At 63.9% G+C, this 20,183-nt stretch carries 19 protein-coding genes; 16 read left to right on the forward strand and 3 right to left on the reverse strand.

Features of this window, described 5'->3' with window-relative positions:
• The first annotated feature begins 280 nt into the window (after positions 1-280).
• The 5 genes from AC56PL_RS14665 to AC56PL_RS14685 are packed head-to-tail and all read left to right on the forward strand — an operon-like array spanning position 281 to position 4,800.
• Positions 281-1,798, forward strand: a complete 1,518-nt coding sequence (locus AC56PL_RS14665) for a catalase (RefSeq protein ID WP_495516097.1) — start codon at positions 281-283, stop codon at positions 1,796-1,798.
• Positions 1,799-1,840: 42 nt separating this feature from the next.
• The gene (locus tag AC56PL_RS14670; RefSeq protein WP_497154825.1) at positions 1,841-2,491 is read left to right on the forward strand and encodes a glycosyltransferase family 2 protein; all 651 of its coding nucleotides are present in this window, start codon (positions 1,841-1,843) and stop codon (positions 2,489-2,491) included.
• On the forward strand, positions 2,488-3,432 hold the full coding sequence (locus AC56PL_RS14675) for an acyl-CoA dehydrogenase family protein (RefSeq protein WP_497154311.1): 945 nt from the start codon (positions 2,488-2,490) through the stop codon (positions 3,430-3,432). Before AC56PL_RS14670 ends, AC56PL_RS14675 begins: the two co-directional genes overlap by 4 nt.
• Positions 3,429-4,193 carry a PIG-L deacetylase family protein gene (locus tag AC56PL_RS14680; RefSeq protein WP_497154312.1) on the forward strand — a complete coding sequence of 255 codons (765 nt, stop codon included), beginning with the start codon at positions 3,429-3,431 and terminating at the stop codon, positions 4,191-4,193. Before AC56PL_RS14675 ends, AC56PL_RS14680 begins: the two co-directional genes overlap by 4 nt.
• Before the next feature lie 10 nt (positions 4,194-4,203).
• Complete coding sequence (locus tag AC56PL_RS14685; protein WP_495516100.1) at positions 4,204-4,800, forward strand: SAM-dependent methyltransferase; 597 nt, start codon at positions 4,204-4,206, stop codon at positions 4,798-4,800.
• A gap of 7 nt (positions 4,801-4,807) precedes the next feature.
• Here the strand turns inward: AC56PL_RS14685 and AC56PL_RS14690 are convergent, their stop codons facing one another.
• Together AC56PL_RS14690 and AC56PL_RS14695 are read right to left on the reverse strand one after the other, a co-directional pair.
• Positions 4,808-5,467 carry a GAF and ANTAR domain-containing protein gene (locus AC56PL_RS14690; RefSeq protein WP_497154313.1) on the reverse strand — a complete coding sequence of 220 codons (660 nt, stop codon included), beginning with the start codon at positions 5,465-5,467 and terminating at the stop codon, positions 4,808-4,810.
• A 105-nt stretch (positions 5,468-5,572) separates the two neighbouring features.
• Positions 5,573-5,980: an STAS domain-containing protein gene (locus tag AC56PL_RS14695; RefSeq protein WP_495516102.1), complete on the reverse strand. Its 408-nt coding sequence runs from the start codon at positions 5,978-5,980 to the stop codon at positions 5,573-5,575.
• A gap of 428 nt (positions 5,981-6,408) precedes the next feature.
• On the opposite strand from AC56PL_RS14695, the gene AC56PL_RS14700 reads away from it, so the two are divergent.
• The 3 genes from AC56PL_RS14700 (at position 6,409) to AC56PL_RS14710 (ending at position 10,413) form a co-directional block, all read left to right on the forward strand.
• Positions 6,409-6,564 carry a hypothetical protein gene (locus AC56PL_RS14700; protein ID WP_495516103.1) on the forward strand — a complete coding sequence of 52 codons (156 nt, stop codon included), beginning with the start codon at positions 6,409-6,411 and terminating at the stop codon, positions 6,562-6,564.
• A gap of 118 nt (positions 6,565-6,682) precedes the next feature.
• Positions 6,683-8,215, forward strand: a complete 1,533-nt coding sequence (locus tag AC56PL_RS14705; RefSeq protein ID WP_497154314.1) for a flavin monoamine oxidase family protein — start codon at positions 6,683-6,685, stop codon at positions 8,213-8,215.
• Between the two features lie 146 nt (positions 8,216-8,361).
• The gene (locus AC56PL_RS14710) at positions 8,362-10,413 is read left to right on the forward strand and encodes an HAD-IIA family hydrolase (protein WP_497154315.1); all 2,052 of its coding nucleotides are present in this window, start codon (positions 8,362-8,364) and stop codon (positions 10,411-10,413) included.
• 47 nt (positions 10,414-10,460) lie between these two features.
• Here AC56PL_RS14710 and AC56PL_RS14715 read toward each other — a convergent pair whose 3' ends face one another.
• Entirely contained in the window at positions 10,461-11,315 is an 855-nt protein-coding gene (locus AC56PL_RS14715; RefSeq protein WP_497154316.1) for a shikimate 5-dehydrogenase, read from the reverse strand.
• Positions 11,316-11,366: 51 nt separating this feature from the next.
• Here AC56PL_RS14715 and AC56PL_RS14720 point away from each other — a divergent pair, with 51 nt between their 5' ends.
• From AC56PL_RS14720 to AC56PL_RS14755, 8 genes are all read left to right on the forward strand, one after another.
• Complete coding sequence (locus tag AC56PL_RS14720) at positions 11,367-11,651, forward strand: hypothetical protein (RefSeq protein ID WP_497154317.1); 285 nt, start codon at positions 11,367-11,369, stop codon at positions 11,649-11,651.
• A gap of 11 nt (positions 11,652-11,662) precedes the next feature.
• On the forward strand, positions 11,663-12,481 hold the full coding sequence (locus AC56PL_RS14725; RefSeq protein ID WP_497154318.1) for a TlyA family RNA methyltransferase: 819 nt from the start codon (positions 11,663-11,665) through the stop codon (positions 12,479-12,481).
• Between the two features lie 8 nt (positions 12,482-12,489).
• Positions 12,490-13,482, forward strand: a complete 993-nt coding sequence (locus AC56PL_RS14730; RefSeq protein WP_497154319.1) for an NAD kinase — start codon at positions 12,490-12,492, stop codon at positions 13,480-13,482.
• Positions 13,482-15,257 (forward strand): DNA repair protein RecN, encoded by a 1,776-nt coding sequence (gene recN / locus AC56PL_RS14735; RefSeq protein ID WP_497154320.1) that lies wholly within the window; start codon positions 13,482-13,484, stop codon positions 15,255-15,257. Before AC56PL_RS14730 ends, recN begins: the two co-directional genes overlap by 1 nt.
• Positions 15,258-15,349: 92 nt before the next feature.
• Positions 15,350-16,537 (forward strand): putative cytokinetic ring protein SteA, encoded by a 1,188-nt coding sequence (steA, locus tag AC56PL_RS14740; RefSeq protein ID WP_497154321.1) that lies wholly within the window; start codon positions 15,350-15,352, stop codon positions 16,535-16,537.
• A gap of 86 nt (positions 16,538-16,623) precedes the next feature.
• Complete coding sequence (locus AC56PL_RS14745; protein ID WP_495516111.1) at positions 16,624-17,547, forward strand: copper transporter; 924 nt, start codon at positions 16,624-16,626, stop codon at positions 17,545-17,547.
• Between the two features lie 209 nt (positions 17,548-17,756).
• The gene (pyrG, locus tag AC56PL_RS14750) at positions 17,757-19,523 is read left to right on the forward strand and encodes a CTP synthase (protein WP_497154322.1); all 1,767 of its coding nucleotides are present in this window, start codon (positions 17,757-17,759) and stop codon (positions 19,521-19,523) included.
• Positions 19,520-20,167, forward strand: coding sequence for an NUDIX domain-containing protein (locus tag AC56PL_RS14755; RefSeq protein ID WP_497154323.1), 648 nt, complete (start codon positions 19,520-19,522; stop codon positions 20,165-20,167). The genes pyrG and AC56PL_RS14755 overlap by 4 nt, the downstream gene beginning before the upstream one ends.
• Positions 20,168-20,183: the final 16 nt, after the last annotated feature.

Genomic DNA, 20,183 nt, shown 5'->3' on the forward strand with positions numbered 1-20,183 from the left:
AGCCTACCAGCGCCGATGGTACTGCACCCTAATCAGTGTGGGAGAGTAGGACACCGCCGAACACAATTTGCGAATACCCTGTATTCGACACCAGCAATGGTCTCGAATACAGGGTATTTTGCTATCTCCACCCGATTCTTCGGTGTGCGTCCATCAAGGACCATTTGTTTCGGTAGCTACCGGTTTCGGGAGTTGCCGTTGTGGGTACCTGAGACGTGGGAGAGCGGCTCCAGCCCCAACGTCGGCCTCCCGATGGCCTATTCCGAGCATGGAGGTGCGCATGTCTGACGAGCAGATCTTCACGACAACTGACGCCGGCGCCCCGGTGGCAAGCGATGAGCATTCGTTGACCGTTGGTGCAGGCGGTCCGATTGTCCTGCACGATCACTACCTGATCGAGCAGATGGCCCAGTTCAACCGGGAACGAATCCCGGAACGGCAGCCCCACGCCAAAGGCAGCGGCGCGTTCGGTGTTTTCGAAGTCACTGCGGACATGTCCGCCTACACGTGCGCCGCAGTGTTCCAGCCGGGTGTCGCCACCGAGATGGCGGCACGGTTCTCCACTGTCGCAGGGGAGCGTGGGAGCCCTGATACGTGGCGGGATCCTCGCGGATTCGCGCTGAAGTTCTACACCACCGAGGGCGTTTACGACATGGTCGGAAACAACACCCCGGTCTTCTTCATGAAGGACCCGATGAAGTTCCAGCACTTCATCCGGTCTCAGAAACGTAGGGCCGACAACAACCTCCGTGACCACGACATGCAGTGGGACTTCTGGAGCCTATCCCCGGAGTCGGCGCACCAGGTGACCTGGTTGATGGGTGATCGCGGTATTCCGCGCAGTTGGCGCCATATGAATGGCTACAGCTCCCACGCGTACCTCTGGGTCAACAGTGAGGGTGTGAAGCACTGGGTGCAGTATCACTTCATCACAGACCAGGGTCACGAGTTCTTCACACAGGACGAGGCCGATCAGATGGCTTCGATCGACACGGACTATCACACGCGCGACCTGTTCGAGCACATCGATGATGGTCAATTCCCGTCGTGGACGCTGAAGGTTCAGTTGATGCCATTTGATGATGCGGTGTCGTATCGCTTCAATCCCTTTGACGTGACGAAGGTTTGGCCGCACGGCGACTACCCGCTGCATGAGGTCGGGCGAATGACGTTGAACCGCAATCCCACTGATCACCACACGGAGATCGAACAGCTGGCGTTTGAACCGAACAATCTTGTTCCCGGTATCGGGCTGAGTCCGGACCGGATGTTGTTGGCCCGTGGGTTCTCCTACGCCGACGCGCATCGGTACCGCATCGGTGCCAACTACAAGCAGATACCGGTCAACGCATCGAAGTATCCGGTGCATTCGTACTCAAAAGACGGCGCGATGCGCGTCACGAAAGTGAGTGATCCGGTCTACGCGCCGAACTCGAAGGGCGGACCCGCCGCGACCACAGGTTTCCAGGTGGATCCGGGGTGGGCGGCCAACGGTGAGATCGTTCGGTCGGCCTACGTGGACCACCCGGAAGACGACGACTTCGGGCAGGCCGGGACAATGGTGCGTGAGGTTCTCGACGACGCCGCACGAAAGCGGTTGACCGACAACATTGTTGGTCATCTGCTGAATGGTGTCACTGAGCCGGTGCTGGCCCGGGCCTTCGACTACTGGAAGCGAGTCGATCCTGATCTGGGCAGCGCGGTCGAAGCCGGCGTTCGTGCCAAGGCCGATGAGCTCGACCCCAAGGCCGCTGAGCAGAGCAATCCGGCACGGGCCGGCGCACAACAGAAGGCGTAGGGAGTGTCAGGTCCTGGACGTGGGCCGCAGGAGATCGTGGTCGTGGTTCCTGCGCACAATGAGATGGCAGTTTTGCCTGAGTGTTTGAGTTCGATCGAGATCGCCAGAGAAGAGGTGGATGTTCCGGTTCGGGTGGTTGTGGTGCTCGATGACTGTACGGATGGAACTGCGGGTTGCATCCCGTCCGACATCGCCGCGATCGAGGTGACGGGACGGTCCGTTGGCCAGGCCCGCAAAGCTGGGTTCGACCACGGCACATGGGGCAGCAACACGTGGTTCGCCACCACAGATGCCGATTCGGTGGTTCCTCCGAACTGGCTGAGCGAACAGGTGATGGCGGCCGCTGAAGGCTGGGACGCCTTCGTCGGCACCATCGCCGCCCGCGATTGGAAGGAGTGGCCACCGGAGGTCGCCGAGAAGTTCTTGTCCGAGTATCAGCCCATGGACGGGCATCGCCATGTGCATGGAGCAAATCTGGGAATGTGGGCGTCGGTCTATTTCGAGGTTGGTGGGTTTGCGCTGGTCGATCATGACGAGGACGTCGATCTGATCGCCCGCCTGCGACTTGCAAGGGTGCCGATCTGTTGGAGCGGACGGGCCCCCGTCCTGACGTCGACGCGACGTGTCGGCCGTGCATCGGGCGGCTTTGCCGACTATCTGGCGGACCTCGGCAGAGCCGGGGAAGCGTCGTGACCAGCGAAGCGATAGCGCGAGCGATCAAGATCGTCTCTGACTCCGAGTTCAGCCTTCCGTTGCCGGGAGAAGGTGACACCGGCGGGCGCTTTCGCGCGTTGACGCGCTTGACCCGCAGCGACATCGCAGTGGGGCGCATGGTCGAGGCGCACTGCGATGCCGTGGCAATCCTGCACGAACTCGGTGGGCCGGGAGTCGGCCCTGGTGAATTATGGGGTGTGTGGGCTGCGGAACCGCCGGCCCCCGTGGTGACTGCGGTAATCGAGTCGGGGACGTGGACGCTGAACGGGACCAAGGTCTGGTGTTCGGGCGCTGTGGGCTGCACCCATGCGCTGGTGACAGCGAAAGCCGATGGATATCGGCGCTTGTTTGCGGTGGATCTTCGGTCCAGCGGCGTGCACGCGGTGGCGAGTGACTGGCACACCCCGGGCATGGCCGAAACCAACACTGCCGCGATCGAATTCGACCATGTTGCAGCCCGGCCGGTCGGTGAACCCGGGGCCTACCTGGACAGGGCCGGATTCTGGCACGGCGGTGTGGGTGTTGCCGCCTGCTGGTTTGGTGGTGCAGTCAAGGTGGCGCAGCCTTTGTATGACAAAGGACAATCCGCCGGCGATGACATCACGCTGATGCATCTGGGTGCGGTCGATGCGCTCCTGGCCACCGGACGTGCACAGCTGAACCAGGCTGCGCTCGACATCGACCAGAGCCCGCACGATATGGCAGCCGCGCGTCGTCGCGCCTTCGGTGTGCGGTGGTCGATCGAACAGATCGCGACCGGGGTTCTCGACCGGGTGGCTCGCGCGCTCGGGCCAGTTCCACTCGTCGGCGACGCCGAGCATGCGCAGTCGGTCGCAGATCTGAGCGTGTACATCCGGCAGTCGCACGCCGACCGCGATCTGGTGGAACTCGGCAAGCTTGCCGCGGTGCAGGCGCCATGACCTCATCAGAGCGTTTCGGTGCTGTACCCATCAACGAGCAGGGGACCACCGAGGATCATTGGCAAAGCTGGCTGTCCGGACGTGATTGGCCGCTGTTCGAAGCGCAGGTCGAACGACTGATCGTGCTTGCCGCGCACCCCGACGACGAGATTCTGGGGGCAGGCGGCATCATGATCGCCGCAGCCGCGGCCGGCATCGAGGTGGTGCCGGTCTGTCTGTCCGACGGATCGGGTTCGCATCCGGGATCTCCAACCTTGTCACCGGGTGAGCTCGGCGTCCGTCGGCGCGATGAGCTCGACGTCGCGACGAAGGTTCTGGGAGTCAGCACATCTCGTTGGGCGGGTCTGGCGGATGGAGAACTCGACCGGGAACACGATGCGATGACCGCAATCATCGATGAGATCTGCGACGAATCGTCCGTTGCATCCACGGGCCTACTCACGGTGTGGGAGAACGACGGTCATCCGGACCATCAGGCGGTGGGACGTTGTGCGCGGGAGGTCGCCGTGCGTCGTGGGCTCGATCTGTGGCAGTACCCGATTTGGATGTGGCACTGGGCAACTCCCGGTGATCCACAGGTCCCGTGGGACCGTTTGCGGTGCCATCGACTTTCGGCGGCCGCACTTGCCACCAAGCGTGCCGCGATCGCGGCTTTCGACACCCAGATCAACCCGCTGTCACCGGACCCGGCTGACCAACCTGTTCTGCTGCCACACATCCTCGAACGGTTGACCCGCACACACGAGTACGTTTTTGCCTGAAGGGGCCATATTGGACAACAGCTATTTCCACGCGATGTATCGCGCCAGCGATGATCCCTGGGGCTTCAACACCCGCTGGTACGAGCAGCGCAAGTACCAGCTGACGCTGGCGGCGTTGCCGCAACAGCGGTATCGGAACGCCTTTGAAGCGGGTTGCTCGATCGGTGTGTTCTCCGAACTGCTGGCCGAGCGGTGCGACACGTTGTTGGCGGTTGATCTCAGTGAACGGGCCACCGCGATCGCTACAGAACGACTGGCTCCGGTCGCCGATCGGGTGCAGGTTCAGACGCGGGATTTCGTCGAGGACTGGCCGAACGGGAGATTCGACCTGATCGTCCTCAGCGAGGTGCTCTATTACCTCGACCCGACGCAATTCGAGGCGGTGATTCGCCAATCACGGGAGGCCCTGACCGACGATGGCGACCTGGTTGCCGTGCACTGGCGTCGCAAAGTCGAGGAGTATCCGACGAGCGGAGACGTCGTTCACGACCGGCTGTCGCGGACCGATCTGTCGCAGGTTGCTGGGTACGGCGACCGTGACTTTCGACTGGACATCTATCGCAAGACACCGGGGCAGACGGTCGCCGAACTCGAGGGGCTTGTGTGAACCCGGTTCAGCGGTTTTCGGGACCTGCTTCGACCACGCTCTTTGCCACATCGACGAGCTTGACGTTGGAATCCTGTGACAGTTTGGCCAGGAGTCGGAAAGCCGCAGTCGAATCGAGGCGATAACGCTCCATGATCATGCCCTTGGCCTGACCGATCAGATCCCGGCTGTTCAGCGCAGTGCGGAGTTGTTCCTTTTCGCGCACGGTGGAGAAGGCGATGGCGGCATGCGCCGCAAAGAGCTGACCGATCGAGCGCGCTTCCTCGTCGAAGGTTGCGACGGACGTACTGTGCAGGTTCAGCGCGCCGAAGTTCTCGCCGTCGACGTACAGACAGAAACACGCCATCGAAGCGATGCCGAGTTTGTCCGCTGCGGTCGTGAATCGTGGCCACCGGGGCTCGGAACGCATATCGTCGATCCACACGGTTTCTTCGCCGACCGCGGACCTGATGCAGGGGCCTTCACCGAGCTGTTGTTGCAGCGCATCGGAGTGGCCGGCGAGGTCGCCGATGTATACCGGCGTCTCCACCTGGGTATTTGCGGATACAACCGTGACGCTTGCGTATTCGGTCCCGGGAATCGTGTCAACCGCCGCCTTGGTTATTGCACGCAGAATGGTCTCCATATCGTTGCTTTCGGAGCGCAATTCTCGCGCCACCTCAGCCATGCGATTCGTCAAAACCAACTGTGAACAATCCATCGCTGCCCCCTTTTTCTTCAGACCTTCGACACTATAGATACGTGATACGCCGCGTTCCTATCTTCGTGGAGATCAGGGGCTGATCGGTCCAGACATCGCGGCGATGGCAGCTTCGATGGTGGGGTAGATCGTCAACGTCTGGTCGAGACCGACCAATCGCAGGGGTCGGGCGGTCGAAGGGCCATCCGCGACGACCCCGAACGAGCCGAAAGGTGCGATGGCCTCGTGCGCGGTGACCAGCACGGACATACCGGCAGAAGACAAGAACTCTGCGGCGGTCAGGTCGATGATCAAGCCGCTGGGCTGACCGGTCAAGATCTTGCCAACCGCTTCTGCGAGTTCTGGTGCGGTCAGGATGTCCATGCTGCCGGTGACAGCCAGCACGGCCAGCTCACCGTCGTGGGCGGTGACCACCGATACGGCAGCACTACCAGAATTGGTGGCGCCGGAATCAACGAATTCCGGGTTCTTGGGGTGCACAGCCAGTCCTTTCGACCTCTAATACAAAGAGCTCGACCGTGCCAATTCTGGCGATCGAAACTCGCGGCTGCTGTCTCGACCGGCTTACCCATTTTGCCACACTGCCGTGGTGCCGGTACCCACCGCACTACCCGGCTCGCACAGTGCCTGACGCACAGCCCGACGCAGCAGGGTGAGCGCAGGCGGCGAGGATTGGGGGACGAGCTGTGGTCAAACGGAGCGGGCGGAAGACGCGATGATGGCGCTGGATACCTCAAGTCGGGTGCCGGGAATGTGAGCCCCAGCACGGGGGTGTTTGAGTCCGTTATGTCTGGGTAAACAGACACAGCGGGTTACGGCACACACGTGCTGAAACAGTCAAAACCCAGCGAGTGGGAGTACGGGCCGCCGGCCTGTAGCCCCCCACCGCAACGACGTCTGGAGTTCATTTGATCACCATCGGAGCTATCCTCCTCATCCTCGGATTCATATTCAGCGTCCCGATTCTCTGGACGATCGGACTGATCTTGGTTGTTGTCGGCGCAGTTCTGTGGGTGCTCGGTGCCACCGGGCGCAAGGTCGGAGGTCGGACTCACTATTACTGAGTCTCGATACTGATGAGCCCAAGCCCTCTGGGGGTCCACGGACCCCGGAGGGCTACTCATTGCCCGGACTGGGTCGCTTGACCCACTTTTTTCTCTTCGCCGGGTTACGATTCCGGCCATGCTCACCCACGATGCGAACAGTGCAGGTCAGCGGCCACCAACGGCGGGTTCGATGTCCAGGCGGCAGCTCCTCGGAGCTGCCGCTCTGGGAACCGTCGGCTTATCGGTCGGTGGGAGCCTGTTCGGTGCCGGGGCGGCGTTCGCGGGTCCGGGCGGCAATCCCGACTCGCAGACGTATGACGTTGTGGTGGTCGGTGGTGGGTTGTCCGGTCTGGCTGCGGCCAAGTCGGTCGCCGAATCTGGCCGGTCGGTGCTGGTTCTCGAGGCCCGCGAACGCGCAGGCGGCCGAGTCCACAACATTTCGACACCCAAGTTGGGTGTGACCCTGGATGCCGGTGCGGAGTTCATCGGGCCGACGCAGACGCATATCGCTGCGCTGGCCCGCGAATACGGTGTCGCCACGTTGCCCACGTACAACGAGGGAGACAGCGTCTTCTGGAACAGCGGACAACGGTCCACCATGCCCAGTGCGCTGGGCCTCCCCATCGATCCGGCGACCCCGGAAGCAGGCCTGGCCCTTGCGGAGGTCGAACTCCAGGGACTCCTGAACTTTCCGGTGGGCCAGCCATGGAATCATCCCGACGCCGCGTATCTGGACTCGGTGACGTGGAAACAGTGGCTGGAAAGCCGGACCATGTCGCCGACCGCACGCATGTTGCTCGGTTTGGCCAGTTCGGCTGCGCTGTCGGCGGAAGCCGATGAGTTTTCTGCGCTCTACTTCTTCAACTACGTGGCAGCTGCGGGCGACGAAGCGAATCCGGGCAGTCTCATCCGGCTGCTGAGCACCGCAGGCGGCGCGCAGGAACGACTGTTTGTCGGCGGCGCGGCGCTGATACCACTTCGCATGGCCGCCGAACTCGGTGAGCGGATCGTCTATAACGCGGCAGTTCGTTCGATCGGGTGGACCGACGACGTCGCCACGTTGTCCACCGATGTCGGAAACGTCAAGGCGCGCAAGGTGATTGTTGCCATGTCGCCGGCGATCAGCGGCCAGATCGACTATCTGCAGGGCCTGCCTGCGCAGCGTGCGGGACTGCACGCGGGTTACCGGATGGGTGCAGTGAGCAAGTTCGCCGCCGTCTACAGCAAGCCGTTCTGGCGGACCAAGGGTCTGTCGGGACAGGTGATCGGAAACGGTGACCCGATCGACGTCTGCTTCGAGAACTACGCCGAAGGCAACCATGTCCTGATGGGTTTCATCTCCGGTGACGCCATGCGTCGACTGGACGGGGCCCCCGAGGAACAGATCGTCGCCGAATGCACCGAGAACCTCGTCGACTATTTCGGGCCCGAAGCGCGTGATCGCCTCGACCACGGCATCTTCAAATGGGATCTCGAGCCCTGGTCACAAGGCGGGCCGGTGGCAGTCAGCAGTCCGGGCACGCTCACGCGGTACGGCCGGGCACTGCGCGCGCCCGTCGGCCCGATCCACTGGGCGGGCACCGAGACGTCCGACTACTGGACCGGATACATGGACGGGGCCGTTCGTTCCGGGCAGCGGGCCGCCGGTGAAGTGGTGAGCCGGCTGTGAGGAATGCTTTTCTCGAATTAACTGTTTGACGTAGTAAGCGGCTATCCTGGCTAGCGGCCATTTGGCCATTCCAACCGAACTACATAGCGTGAATCCATCGATTCTGCGGTCTCCGCAGGTGGTGTGATCGTGACGAAAAGGCAGACGTGAACGACAGACGTAACGGCAACGGCAGCAGTCGAGGCAACTCCAACACCGGTCGGCCGACCGATCGCCGCGATGGATCCGACCGTGGTGGATCCGACCGGGGTGGTTTCGTCCGCAGTGGTGCTGACCGGAGCGATCGCAACTTCCGAAACGATTCGAACGCACGTCGTGGCACCGGCTCGGCCAACCGTCCGCCGGAGCCCCCGCTTCCCGAAGACGTTCGCCCGCAAGACCTCGACACCGAGGTGCGTCGCGACCTGCTCAGTCTCGACAAAGCGAACTCCGACATGGTTTCACGCCACCTGATCATGACGTTCCGCCTGCTGGACGAAGATCCGCCGCTGGCCCTTGAACATGCCCGTGCCGCCCGCCGCCGTGCCGGTCGTATCGCCATGGTGCGCGAAGCTGCCGGCCTCGCCGCATACAACGCCCAGGAATGGGCCGAGGCGCTCTCCGAACTGCGCGCGGCAAAGCGTATGTCGAGCGGCAATGCGTTGCTGCCGATGATCGCGGACTGCGAACGCGGCCTGGGCCGTCCCGAGCGGGCGATCGATGTGGCACGCAGCGACGAGGGTCGCACTTTGACCGGCGAGGCCGCCGCCGAGATGCGGATCGTCGAATCCGGTGCACGTCTGGACCTCGGTGAATTCGACAAGGCAATCGTCACGCTGCAGACCAGTGACCTCGACCCGTCGCGGGTCGGGACCGATGCAGCCCGCTACTTCTACGCATACGCCGCGGCCCTGCTCGCCGGTGGACGTCGTGAAGAGGCGATCACCTGGTTCATGAACGCGGCCGCTGCCGACGAAGACGACCTCACCGACGCCGAACAGCGTCTGATGGAACTGTCCGACCCGGACTACGACTCCGAGTCCGACTCCGAGTCCGAGTCCGAGTCGGAGTCGGAGTCGGAGTCGGAGTCGGCGGACGAGGTTTTGACCGCACCTGTGCAGCAGGTCCGTGCGCAGGCCCCGGCAGCTGTTGCCGAGCAGGCAACCGTTGTCGAGACGGTCCGACCCACGCTCGTCCCGGCCGCGCCCGCCGCAGCCGGTGACCGGTTGCGGGATGCCTACGACGCCCTGCTGCTCGATCTCGACGGCACGGTCTACGCAGGCAAGCTGGAGATCCCGGGTGCCAAGACGGCGCTGGACGCCGGAGATCAGAAGAACTTCTACGTCACCAACAACGCCAGCCGATCGCCGGACACGGTCGCAGAACATCTGCGCGAGTTGGGTTTTGCCGCCGAGCCCGACGAGATCGTCACCAGCGCGCAGACCGCAGCCCGGATGTTGGCCGAGCGACTGCCGATGGGTTCTCGGGTGCTGGTCGTCGGCACCGAAGCACTGGTTCACGAGATCCGTTCGGTCGGACTCGGCGTGACCCGTAGCGCTGACGATCGTCCGGCCGCTGTGGTGCAAGGACATTCGACCCAAACCGGGTGGGAGATCCTCTCCGAGGCGGCTCTGGCGCTGCGAGCCGGTGCCCTGTGGGTGGCCTGCAATGTGGACGCGACGGTTCCGACCGAACGCGGTCTCCAGGTGGGCAACGGTTCGATGGTCGCGGCCGTCGCCCATGCCACAGGTCTGGAGCCCTTGGTCGCCGGTAAGCCGGCTGCGCCGTTGATGATCGACGCCGTGAACCGCAGTGGCGCGAAGACCCCGCTGGTTGTCGGCGACCGTCTCGACACGGACATCGAAGGCGCCAACGCGATCGAGGCGGACAGCCTGCTGGTGCTGACGGGTGTCAGCACCGCCACCGACGCGCTCAACGCACCCGAAGCGCAGCGTCCGACGTTTGTCTCTGCTGATCTGAGCGGACTCAACGCCGCCGCCGACGACATCATCGTCGGACCCCGCCCGGGCTGGCATGTCAGTGCACTCGACAGCACGCTGACCGTGGTCGCGACCGACGATGACGCCGATCCGGCAGGTGTCCTCTATGCGGTCCTGCATGCCGGCTGGTCGAACGAACTCACCGCAGCAACGTGGACGGTCGAAGCTGCTGAAGAGAAGGCACAGGACGCGCTGAAGAACGCAGGCCTGCTCGCCTGAATTGATCCAGACCTGAACAGATCAGACCTGAACAAGATCTGATCTGTTCAGGCTCGGGAGAACTCCGATGCGGCGGTGACCTGCGCGTCGGTGGGTCGCACTCCGGTGTAGAGCACGAACTGCTCTGCGGCCTGGAGTGCGATCACCTGCGCGCCGGTGATCACGGTCTTCCCTCCGGCGGCGTTGATGAGCGGTGTCTGTGAAGGCATCGCCACCACGTCGAACACCGCGTGGGCCGCCTCGACCGCGGCGGCGGTGAACGGCATCCCCTCGGCATCCGGGCCTGCGGCCATCCCGATCGGCGTCGTATTCACCAGCAACTCGGCGTGTTGCGTACCCAGATCGGGTTTCCAGGTGAAGCCATATCGCTCCGCCAGTGCGGCCCCGGTCGACTCGTTGCGCGCGACAACAACGGTGTCCGTGAAGCCCTCGTCGCGCAATGCGGCGACCACGGCCTTGGCCATCCCGCCGCTGCCTGCGACCGCAACCGAGCTGCTGGTGGGGATGCCGCTGTCGCGCAACAGATTTGCCGCAGCCTGATAGTCGGTGTTGTAGGCGTGCAGTGTGCCGGACTCGTTGACGATCGTGTTCACCGAATCGATCGCGGCCGCCGAATCGTGCATCACATCGATGAGGTCGATGACCGCTTCCTTGAACGGCATCGAGACCCCGGCGCCGCGAATGTCGAGTCCCCGGATTCCCGCGATCGCCGCCGGTAGATCCGTGGTGCGAAATGCCTTGTAGACGTAGTCGAGATCGAGTGCGTTGTAGAGGTAATTGTGGAACTTGGTGCCGATATTGCTCGGCCGTCCCGACAACGAGATACACAGCCGAGTATCGCGGCGCAGGACTCGAGCGTCGGGTGCGGTCGGATCCGGGCGCGTTCCGGTGGTGGAGGTCATCATTGGACGCTAACAATCAACTGGCCCGAGATCGACTAACCTTGGCAGGCGATGAATCAACCCCTGCCCGGACCCAGACCCACTCCTGGACCGACTCCCGGACCACGACCGACCCCGGGCCTTGTTCCGGCCCCGGTCGCACCTGCTGCTGCCGTCGATCCGGAGACGATCCGGCGCGATGTTTCCGCGTTGCTCGAGCAGGCCGACAGTGTGGCGGCTTCGGCGGATGAGAGTACCGGCGGCGAGGCTCTGGTTCAGCTGGCCAAGCAGGCTCACCTGCTGGAACAAGCCCATACGGTGATCACCGACGCCCTGGAGAAGGTCGATCGTGTCTGAGCGTGTGCGCAATGGCGCGTAGGGCACGCCTCGATGCCGAGCTGGTGCGTCGGGGTGAGGCCCGGTCTCGGGACCATGCACGGGACCTGATCGAATCGGGTCTGGTCAAGGTCAACGGCACGGTGGCCACCAAACCGGCAACCAATGTGGACCTCGGCGCGCCGATCGTGGTTGCAGAAACCAACGATGAGGGCTGGGCCTCGCGTGGTGCCCACAAGTTGCTCGGCGCGCTGGCGGCTTTTGAGCCGCTCGGTGTTTCCGTGTCCGGCAAGCGATGCCTCGATGCGGGTGCGTCGACCGGCGGTTTCACCGACGTCCTGCTTCGTCGCGGTGCCGCCGAGGTGGTTGCGGTCGACGTCGGTTACGGCCAGCTCATCTGGCGCATCCAGAATGACGACCGCGTACACGTGCACGATCGCACCAATGTCAGGAGCCTGACCGCTGAGCAGATCGGTGGTCCGGTGGACCTGGTGGTGGCAGACCTGTCGTTCATCTCGCTGAACCTGGTGTTGGCAGCGTTTGCCGATTGCGCCAACATCGGAGCCGACCTGTTGCCCATGGTCAAACCGCAGTTCGAGGTGGGTAAAGACCGGGTGGGATCCGGGGGAGTGGTGCGCAGTGCCGAACTTCGTGCGCAAGCGGTCACTGCCGTGGCGGAGACCGCCGCGGGTCACGGCCTGCAGACGCTGGGTGTTGTGGCCAGCCCGTTGCCGGGTCCGTCGGGCAATGTTGAATACTTCCTCTGGCTGCGTAAGCAGACCGAACCCGCCGTCGTAGATGACAATGTGCGCATGGCAATTGCCGAGGCGATCGAGAAAGGGCCCCAGTGAGCGATCTGGTGGGTGACCCTGTTGTAGAGGTGCCGGTTGTAGAGGTGGAGCCCGAGGAACGTCAGTTCCTTGTTGTCGCCCACACCGGCCGCGACATCGTGCACACGACCATGGCGGTGATCGCCAAACGGTGCGCGGACGCCGGAATCGGTTTGCGGGTCATCGATCACGACATCATGCCCACACCGCCGGGACCGCCGAATCTGGGCACCGTGTACCCGCTCGACCTCGAGGAACTCCGCGATATCGGCGCCGACGTCGCTGTGACTCCGGCCGGTGGACAGTCGGCGGCAGGCTGCGAGGTGGTCATCGTGCTCGGCGGCGACGGCACATTCTTGCGGGCCGCCGAACTCGCGCATCCGCTGTCGGTGCCGGTGCTCGGAATCAATCTGGGGCACATCGGTTTTCTCGCCGAGGCAGAGGCGAATCGGGTCGACGAGGTGATGACGAAACTCGTCGACCGCGATTACTCGATCGAGGATCGCATGACGCTCGACATCAGCATCCGGGTCGACGGGCGGGTGGTCGCACAGACCTGGGCCCTCAACGAGGTCAGCATTCAGAATCTCTCGCGGCAGGGTGTGCTGGAGCTGATCACCGAGGTCGACGGACGTCCGGTTTCCGCATTCGGTGCCGACGGCATCCTGGTGTCGACGCCGACCGGTTCCACGGCTTATGCGTTCTCCGCGGGCGGTCCGGTGATGTGGCCTGATCTCGAGGCCATCCTGCTGGTGCCGTCGAATGCTCACGCTCTGTTCGCCCGGCCGATGGTGACCAGCCCCCGCTCGCTCGTCGCGGTCGAGGTGATGGCACGCGGGCAGGACGCACTTGTCGCCTGCGACGGGCGCCGCAACATCGAAGTACCGGCCGGTGGCCGGATCGAGGTAGTCCGTGGTCGCAAGCCGGTGCGCTGGATCCGTATCGATTCCGATCCGTTCGCCGACCGGTTGGTGCGCAAGTTCGAACTGCCGGTGACCGGGTGGAGGGGAAGGCAAACCTAGTGCTCGAAGAAATCTCGATCAGCGGTCTGGGAGTCATCGACAAGGCCAGCGCCGAGTTTCATGAAGGCCTGACGGTGCTGACCGGCGAGACCGGTGCCGGCAAGACCATGGTTGTCACCAGCCTGCATCTGTTGTCCGGTGCGCGGGCCGATGCCGGCCGCGTCCGCACCGGCCAGAGCCGGGCTGTGGTGGAAGGACGTTTCCGGACCGCGGGAACCGATGCCGCGGAGGTGCTCGATTCATCGGGCGCCGAGTTGGACGACGACGGCACGGTGATCGCTGTTCGCACTGTCAATGCCGATGGCAGGTCCAGGGCTCATCTCGGTGGCCGTTCGGTCCCGGTCGGACTGCTCGGTCAGTTCACCAGTGGCCAGTTGGCGATCCACGGACAGAATGACCAGCTCCGGTTGCTGCGCGCGGAACATCAGCGCGTTGCGCTCGACCGGTTTGCCGCCGGCGCCGTGACCAAACCGCTCAAGGCGTACCGCGAGGCGCGCGAGCGGTGGGTGACGCTGGCCGATCAGCTGCGCGAGCGACAGGCCAATTCGCGGGAGATCGCTCAGGAGGCCGACCGCCTGCGGTTCGGCGTGGACGAGATCGACAAGGTGGCGCCGCAGGCCCGCGAAGACGAAGAGATCGCGGCCACGGTCCGACGCCTCGGCGATCTGGAAACCGTGCGCGCCGCGGCCGCAGCCGCCCTGGTGGCGGTCACCGGTGCCGACCCGAACTCCGACGCACAGCTCGGAGGTTCGGTGCTCGATGGTCTGGGTGTGGCCCGTACCGCCGTGAGCACGATCAGCGACGACACGCTACGGGGCCTGTTGCCGCGGATCGAAGAGGCACTCAGTGTCGTCGGGGACATCGGCGAGGAACTGAGCGGATTTTTGTCGGGCCTGCCGGCAGATGCGGCAGAACTCGAACAGTTGTTACAGCGCCAGGCCGAACTCAAGTCGCTGGTCCGCAAATATGCCCCGGACATCGACGGGGTGATTGCGTGGGCCGATGCCGCCCGGTCGCGACTGACAGAGATCGGTGACTCCTCGGAAACCCTCGAGGACCTCTCTGCCCGGGTCCTCGCCGCCCGCGACGACGTGGGAGCGGCGGCAGGCAAGCTGACCAAGGTGCGCCTCAAGGCCGCCAAGTCGTTGGCCACCAAGGTCAGTTCCGAACTGACCGGCCTGGCGATGGGGGATGCCCAGCTCGAGGTCACCGTCTCGCCGGATGATGCGACCGACAACGATCGCCGGTCGCTCGAGATCGACGGACGGAAGGTTCATGCCGGTCCCGATGGCACCGACAAGGTGGAGTTCGGGCTCGTGGCGCATGCAGGTGCGCCGGTGCGGCCGATCGCGAAATCGGCGTCCGGTGGTGAGCTGTCCCGCGTGATGCTGGCGTTGGAGGTGGTCCTCGCCGGCCCGGGTGGGGGCTCCACGATGGTGTTCGACGAGGTCGATGCCGGTGTCGGTGGTCGCGCGGCCGTCGAGATCGGTCGCAGGCTCGCCCGCCTGGCACAGGCACACCAGGTCATCGTGGTCACGCACCTGCCACAGGTGGCAGCCTTCGCCGACAATCACCTGTTGATCGGAAAACAGACCTCGTCGGGGTCGAAATCGGCCAAGGCTTCGTCGGTGACGAGTTCGGTGGCTGTCCTCGATCGGGACGAGCGGGTGGCCGAATTGGCCAGAATGCTTGCCGGACTGGGTGATTCGGATACCGGAAGGGCGCACGCCGAGGAACTTCTGGGGACCGCAGAGCAAGAAAAGGCGGCTTTCTAAGCCTGATGCACGTGTTGCTCGTGTGACAAAAGTGGCGTGTGTTACGGCGCGCCTCCAACAAAAGTGTCGAGTAGTGGTTCAGTGTTGCCCGCATGAGGATGCCTGCCCTGCTGTCACGCACAACCGAAACTCTGCCTGGGATCAGCGGTATCGCCAGGATCGACAAGAACACCAAACGACTGCTGTCCAGAGTCGGCCCCGGGGACATCGTGATCCTCGACGAGGTCGACCTGGACCGCATCACGGCCGACGCACTCGTCGCCGCTGATGTGCTGGCCGTCGTGAACGCTTCGACGTCCATCTCCGGTCGTTTCCCCAACCTCGGACCCGAGCTGCTGGCAGCATCGGGCATCACCTTGATCGACGATGTCGGCATCGAGGTCTTCAAGCGCATCAAGGACGGCGCCAAGATCCGCGTCGACGAAGGTGGCCTGTACTCCGGCGAGCGCAGGCTGGCGAAGGGCACCGAACTCGGCGAGCGTGAGATCGCCGATCTGATGATCGACGCCAAGACCGGCCTGGTCGATCACCTCGAAGCCTTCTCCGGCAACACCATCGAGTTCATCCGCAGCGAGTCACCGCTCCTGATCGACGGCGTCGGCGTACCCGATGTCGACGTCCGCATCGAGGGTCGCCACGTCGTGGTGGTCGCTGACGGACCCGATCACGTGGCCGACCTCAAGCGACTCAAGCCGTTCATCAAGGAGTACCAGCCGATCATGGTCGGTGTTGATGGTGGCGCCGACACCCTCATGGACATGGGCTACCGCCCGGACCTGATCGTGGGCGATCCCGAAGGGATGCGGGCGGCAACACTCAAGTCCGGCGCCCAGGTTGTCCTGCCCGCCGACCCGGACGGCCATGCCCCGGGACTCGAGCGCATCCAGGACCTCGGAATCGGGGCGATGACGTTCCCGGCCGCCGGATCCGCAGCCGACCTCGCGCTGCTGCTCGTCAACCACCACGAAGCCGCGCTCATTGTCACCGTCGGCCACCCCGCCTCGATCGACGAGTTCTTCGATCGCAGTCTTCGGGAGTCGAATCCATCGACGTTCCTCACGCGGCTCAAGGTCGGCGCAAAACTCGTCGACGCAAAGGCTGTCGCCACCCTGTACCGGTCGCGGGTTTCCGGCGCGGCCATCGCGCTGCTGATCCTGGCCGCACTGGTGGCCATGATCGTTGCGGTGATGATGTCGAGCAGTGGCTCGGAAGTAACCGACTGGATCGTCGACCAGTGGGACCGCCTCACCGACTGGGTTCAGCGCGTGTGGAATGAATGATCGCCGCCACTGACCTCTGACCCCCACCGAACCCGCAGGGGTTCGCTCTGGCTGGTCCGATCCAATACCCTTGGAATGAGATTTTTGTGATTTCGCTTCGCCAGCACGCTATTTCGCTGGTCGCGGTGTTCCTTGCCCTCGCCGTCGGGGTGGTGCTGGGATCCGGATTTGTTGCTGACACGTTCGGATCGGCCAGTGATGCCCAGGACGAGCGGGAGCAGGAACTGCGCGACGAGAACCAGCAGCTGACCAACAACCTCAACGCCGCCAACAACTTCGACACCGCGATCGCGGGACGACTGTTGGCGGGCTCCCTGACCGATCGTCCGGTGTTGATCATCACCGCGCCGGGCGCCGACGAGGGCGATGTGGCTGCGGTCAAGGACAACCTGAACAAATCGGGAGCCATCCTCAGTGGACAGCTGGCACTGACGGACACGTTCGTGAGTGATCAGAGCGCGGAGAAGATGCGTTCGATCGTCGACCAGTCGATACCCGCGGGCAGCACGTTGAACACCGAATTGACCGACTCCGGTGGTCGCGCCGGTGATTTGTTGGGATTGTTGCTCGGCCTGTCACCGGACGATGCGGAGCCGCAGGTCGACTCCGTTGACACAGACGCCGGTCTGGCAGCACTCAAGCAAGGCGGATTCATCGACTACGCCGAAGGCACGGTTGCGCCGGCTCAACTCTCGATCATCGTGACAGGCAACAAGTTTGCCGATGACTCCGGTGCGCGTGGACAGGTGATCGCACGTTTTGCAGGCGCCTACTCCGAGCGTGGCGCCGGCACTGTCCTGGTGGGCCGGGCCGGCTCGGCCGAGGGCTCGTCACCGATCGCTGTGGTCCGGGCCGACCCGGCGTTGAACGCAGAGGTCTCCACGGTTGACAACGTCAACCAGGCGACCGGCCGGATCACCGCCGTCCTGGCGCTGACAGACGAGCTCGGCAACAAGCACGGCGCCTATGGCACCGGCCCGGGCGCCACCGCAATCGCGCCGGAGAGCTGAGCTGGATCTGCACTCGACCGGATCTGCATACGACGCCACGTGTCATCTGCGCCACAATGGGGTGCAGGGCACGTGGCGTTCATGTCTGCATAGCCCGATTCTGAGCAAGCGCCACGTCGTGTCAACAGCAAGAAACCCGGCCATTGGTGTTACCGTGGAGTCCCGTAGGTAGGCAAGGATTTCTTGCCGCAGTACTAACGGGAGAAGCGTTGCGTCCATTACGTCATGTGCGGTCAGGCACAAAGCACATCTTCGTGACCGGGGGCGTTGCATCGTCGCTCGGTAAAGGTCTGACGGCTTCGAGCCTCGGCCAGTTGCTCACGGCGCGCGGACTGCGCGTCACGATGCAAAAGCTAGATCCTTATCTCAACGTTGATCCGGGAACGATGAACCCGTTCCAGCACGGCGAGGTGTTCGTCACCGAAGACGGCGCGGAGACCGATCTCGATGTCGGCCACTACGAGCGCTTCCTCGATCGGGATCTCTCAGGATTCGCGAATGTGACCACCGGACAGGTGTATTCCACCGTCATCGCAAAAGAGCGTCGCGGTGAATACCTCGGTGACACCGTGCAGGTGATCCCGCACATCACCGACGAGATCAAGCGCCGCATCCTGGCGATGGGCCAGGCCGACAACGACGGCCAGATCCCCGATGTCGTCATCACCGAGATCGGTGGCACGGTCGGCGACATCGAGTCGCAGCCGTTTGTCGAGGCGGCACGTCAGATCCGTCACGACGTGGGCCGGGACAATGTGTTCTTCCTCCACGTGTCGCTGGTCCCGTACCTGGCACCCTCGGGCGAGCTGAAGACCAAACCCACCCAGCACTCGGTCGCCGCGCTGCGCAGCATCGGTATCCAGCCCGACGCGTTGATCCTGCGTTGCGATCGCGACGTCCCCGAGGCGCTGAAGAACAAGATCGCGCTCATGTGTGACGTCGACATCGAAGGCGTCATCTCGACACCGGACGCGCCGTCGATCTACGACATCCCCAAGGTGCTGCACGCCGAGCAGCTCGACGCGTACGTCGTCCGCAAGCTCGGTCTGCCGTTCCGGGACGTCGACTGGACCGTGTGGGGCGAACTGCTCAAGCGGGTCCATGAGCCTCGCGAAGAGGTCACGATCGCGCTGGTCGGCAAGTATGTCGAGCTGCCGGACGCGTACCTGTCGGTGACCGAGGCCATCCGGGCCGGCGGTTTCGCTCATCGCGCTCGCGTGAACGTGGTGTGGGTGCAGTCGGATGACTGTGCCGACGACGCCGGAGCGCAGGCAGCGCTTGCCGATGTCGACGGCATCCTGATCCCCGGTGGATTCGGGATCCGCGGTATCGAGGGCAAGGTCGGCGCCGTCCGGTATGCGCGCACCCACAACGTTCCCCTCCTGGGACTGTGCCTGGGCTTGCAGTGCATCGTCATCGAGGCGGCGCGTACTGCAGGGCTTGCTGATGCGAGCTCCACGGAGTTCGATCCCGAGACCCCGTACCCGGTGATCTCGACGATGGCGGATCAGGAAGATGCCGTCGCCGGTGAGGCCGATCTCGGCGGAACAATGCGGCTCGGCGCGTACCCGGCGAAGCTGGAGCGCGGCTCGGTTGTGGCCAATGCCTATGGCTCCGTTGATGTTTCAGAACGTCACCGGCATCGTTTCGAGGTCAACAACAGCTACCGCGACAAGATCGCCGAAAGCGGTCTGGTGTTCTCGGGCACGTCGCCGGACGGCCATCTCGTGGAGTTCGTCGAGTACCCGCGTGAGGTTCACCCGTTCCTGGTCGGCACACAGGCCCACCCGGAATTGAAGAGCCGTCCGACGCGTCCGCATCCGTTGTTCAGCGCATTCGTGCGTGCATCGCTGCGGTACAAGATGGCCGAGCGTCTTCCGGTGAACGTCCACGGTGACGAAGAAGTCGATCCCGATCTCGACTCCGCTCTCGACGTGACCGCTGCCGAGGCGGGCGCCAAAGAGGCCGGAATTTGAGCGAGCGTCACGAGTTCCGGACTCTCGGAACCGACGTTCACTACGACGGGGCGATTGTTGCGCTCCGTGTCGACGAGGTCGCGATGCCGGGTGCGACCACCGCCAAGCGTGAGGTGGTCGAACACCACGGCGCGGTGGCGGTGGTCGCGGTGAACGATCAGGACGAGATCGCGATGGTGCTGCAGTACCGCCATCCGATCGGTCGGCGTCTTCTCGAACTCCCTGCGGGCCTGCTCGACGCGGGTCCGCAGGAGAGTCCCGTCGACGCGGCCCGTCGTGAATTGCTCGAGGAGACCGGGCTTGCCGCCGCTCAGTGGCAGGTCTTGGTCGACATCGACGTCTCACCCGGATTCACCGACGAAGCCCTGCGGGTGTATCTGGCCGCCGGGATAACCGAAGTGCCGCAGCCGGATCCGGAGCACGAAGAAGCCGACATGACGCTGCACTGGGTGTCGCTCGATGAGGCGGTGCGACAGGTGTTGTCGGGCGAGATCGTCAACGCGACGGCCGCGGCCGGGATTCTGGCCCTGTCCGCCGCACGGTCACAGTCGATCCCGTTACGTGATGTCGACGCTGCCTGGACCGACCGTCCGGTGGCGTTCGCCAACCGCAAGGCCGACAACGACGGGTCCGGTCGATCATGAACGCGCGCCGAACCTC

The sequence above is a fragment of the Williamsia sp. Y721 genome, from assembly GCF_059683565.1.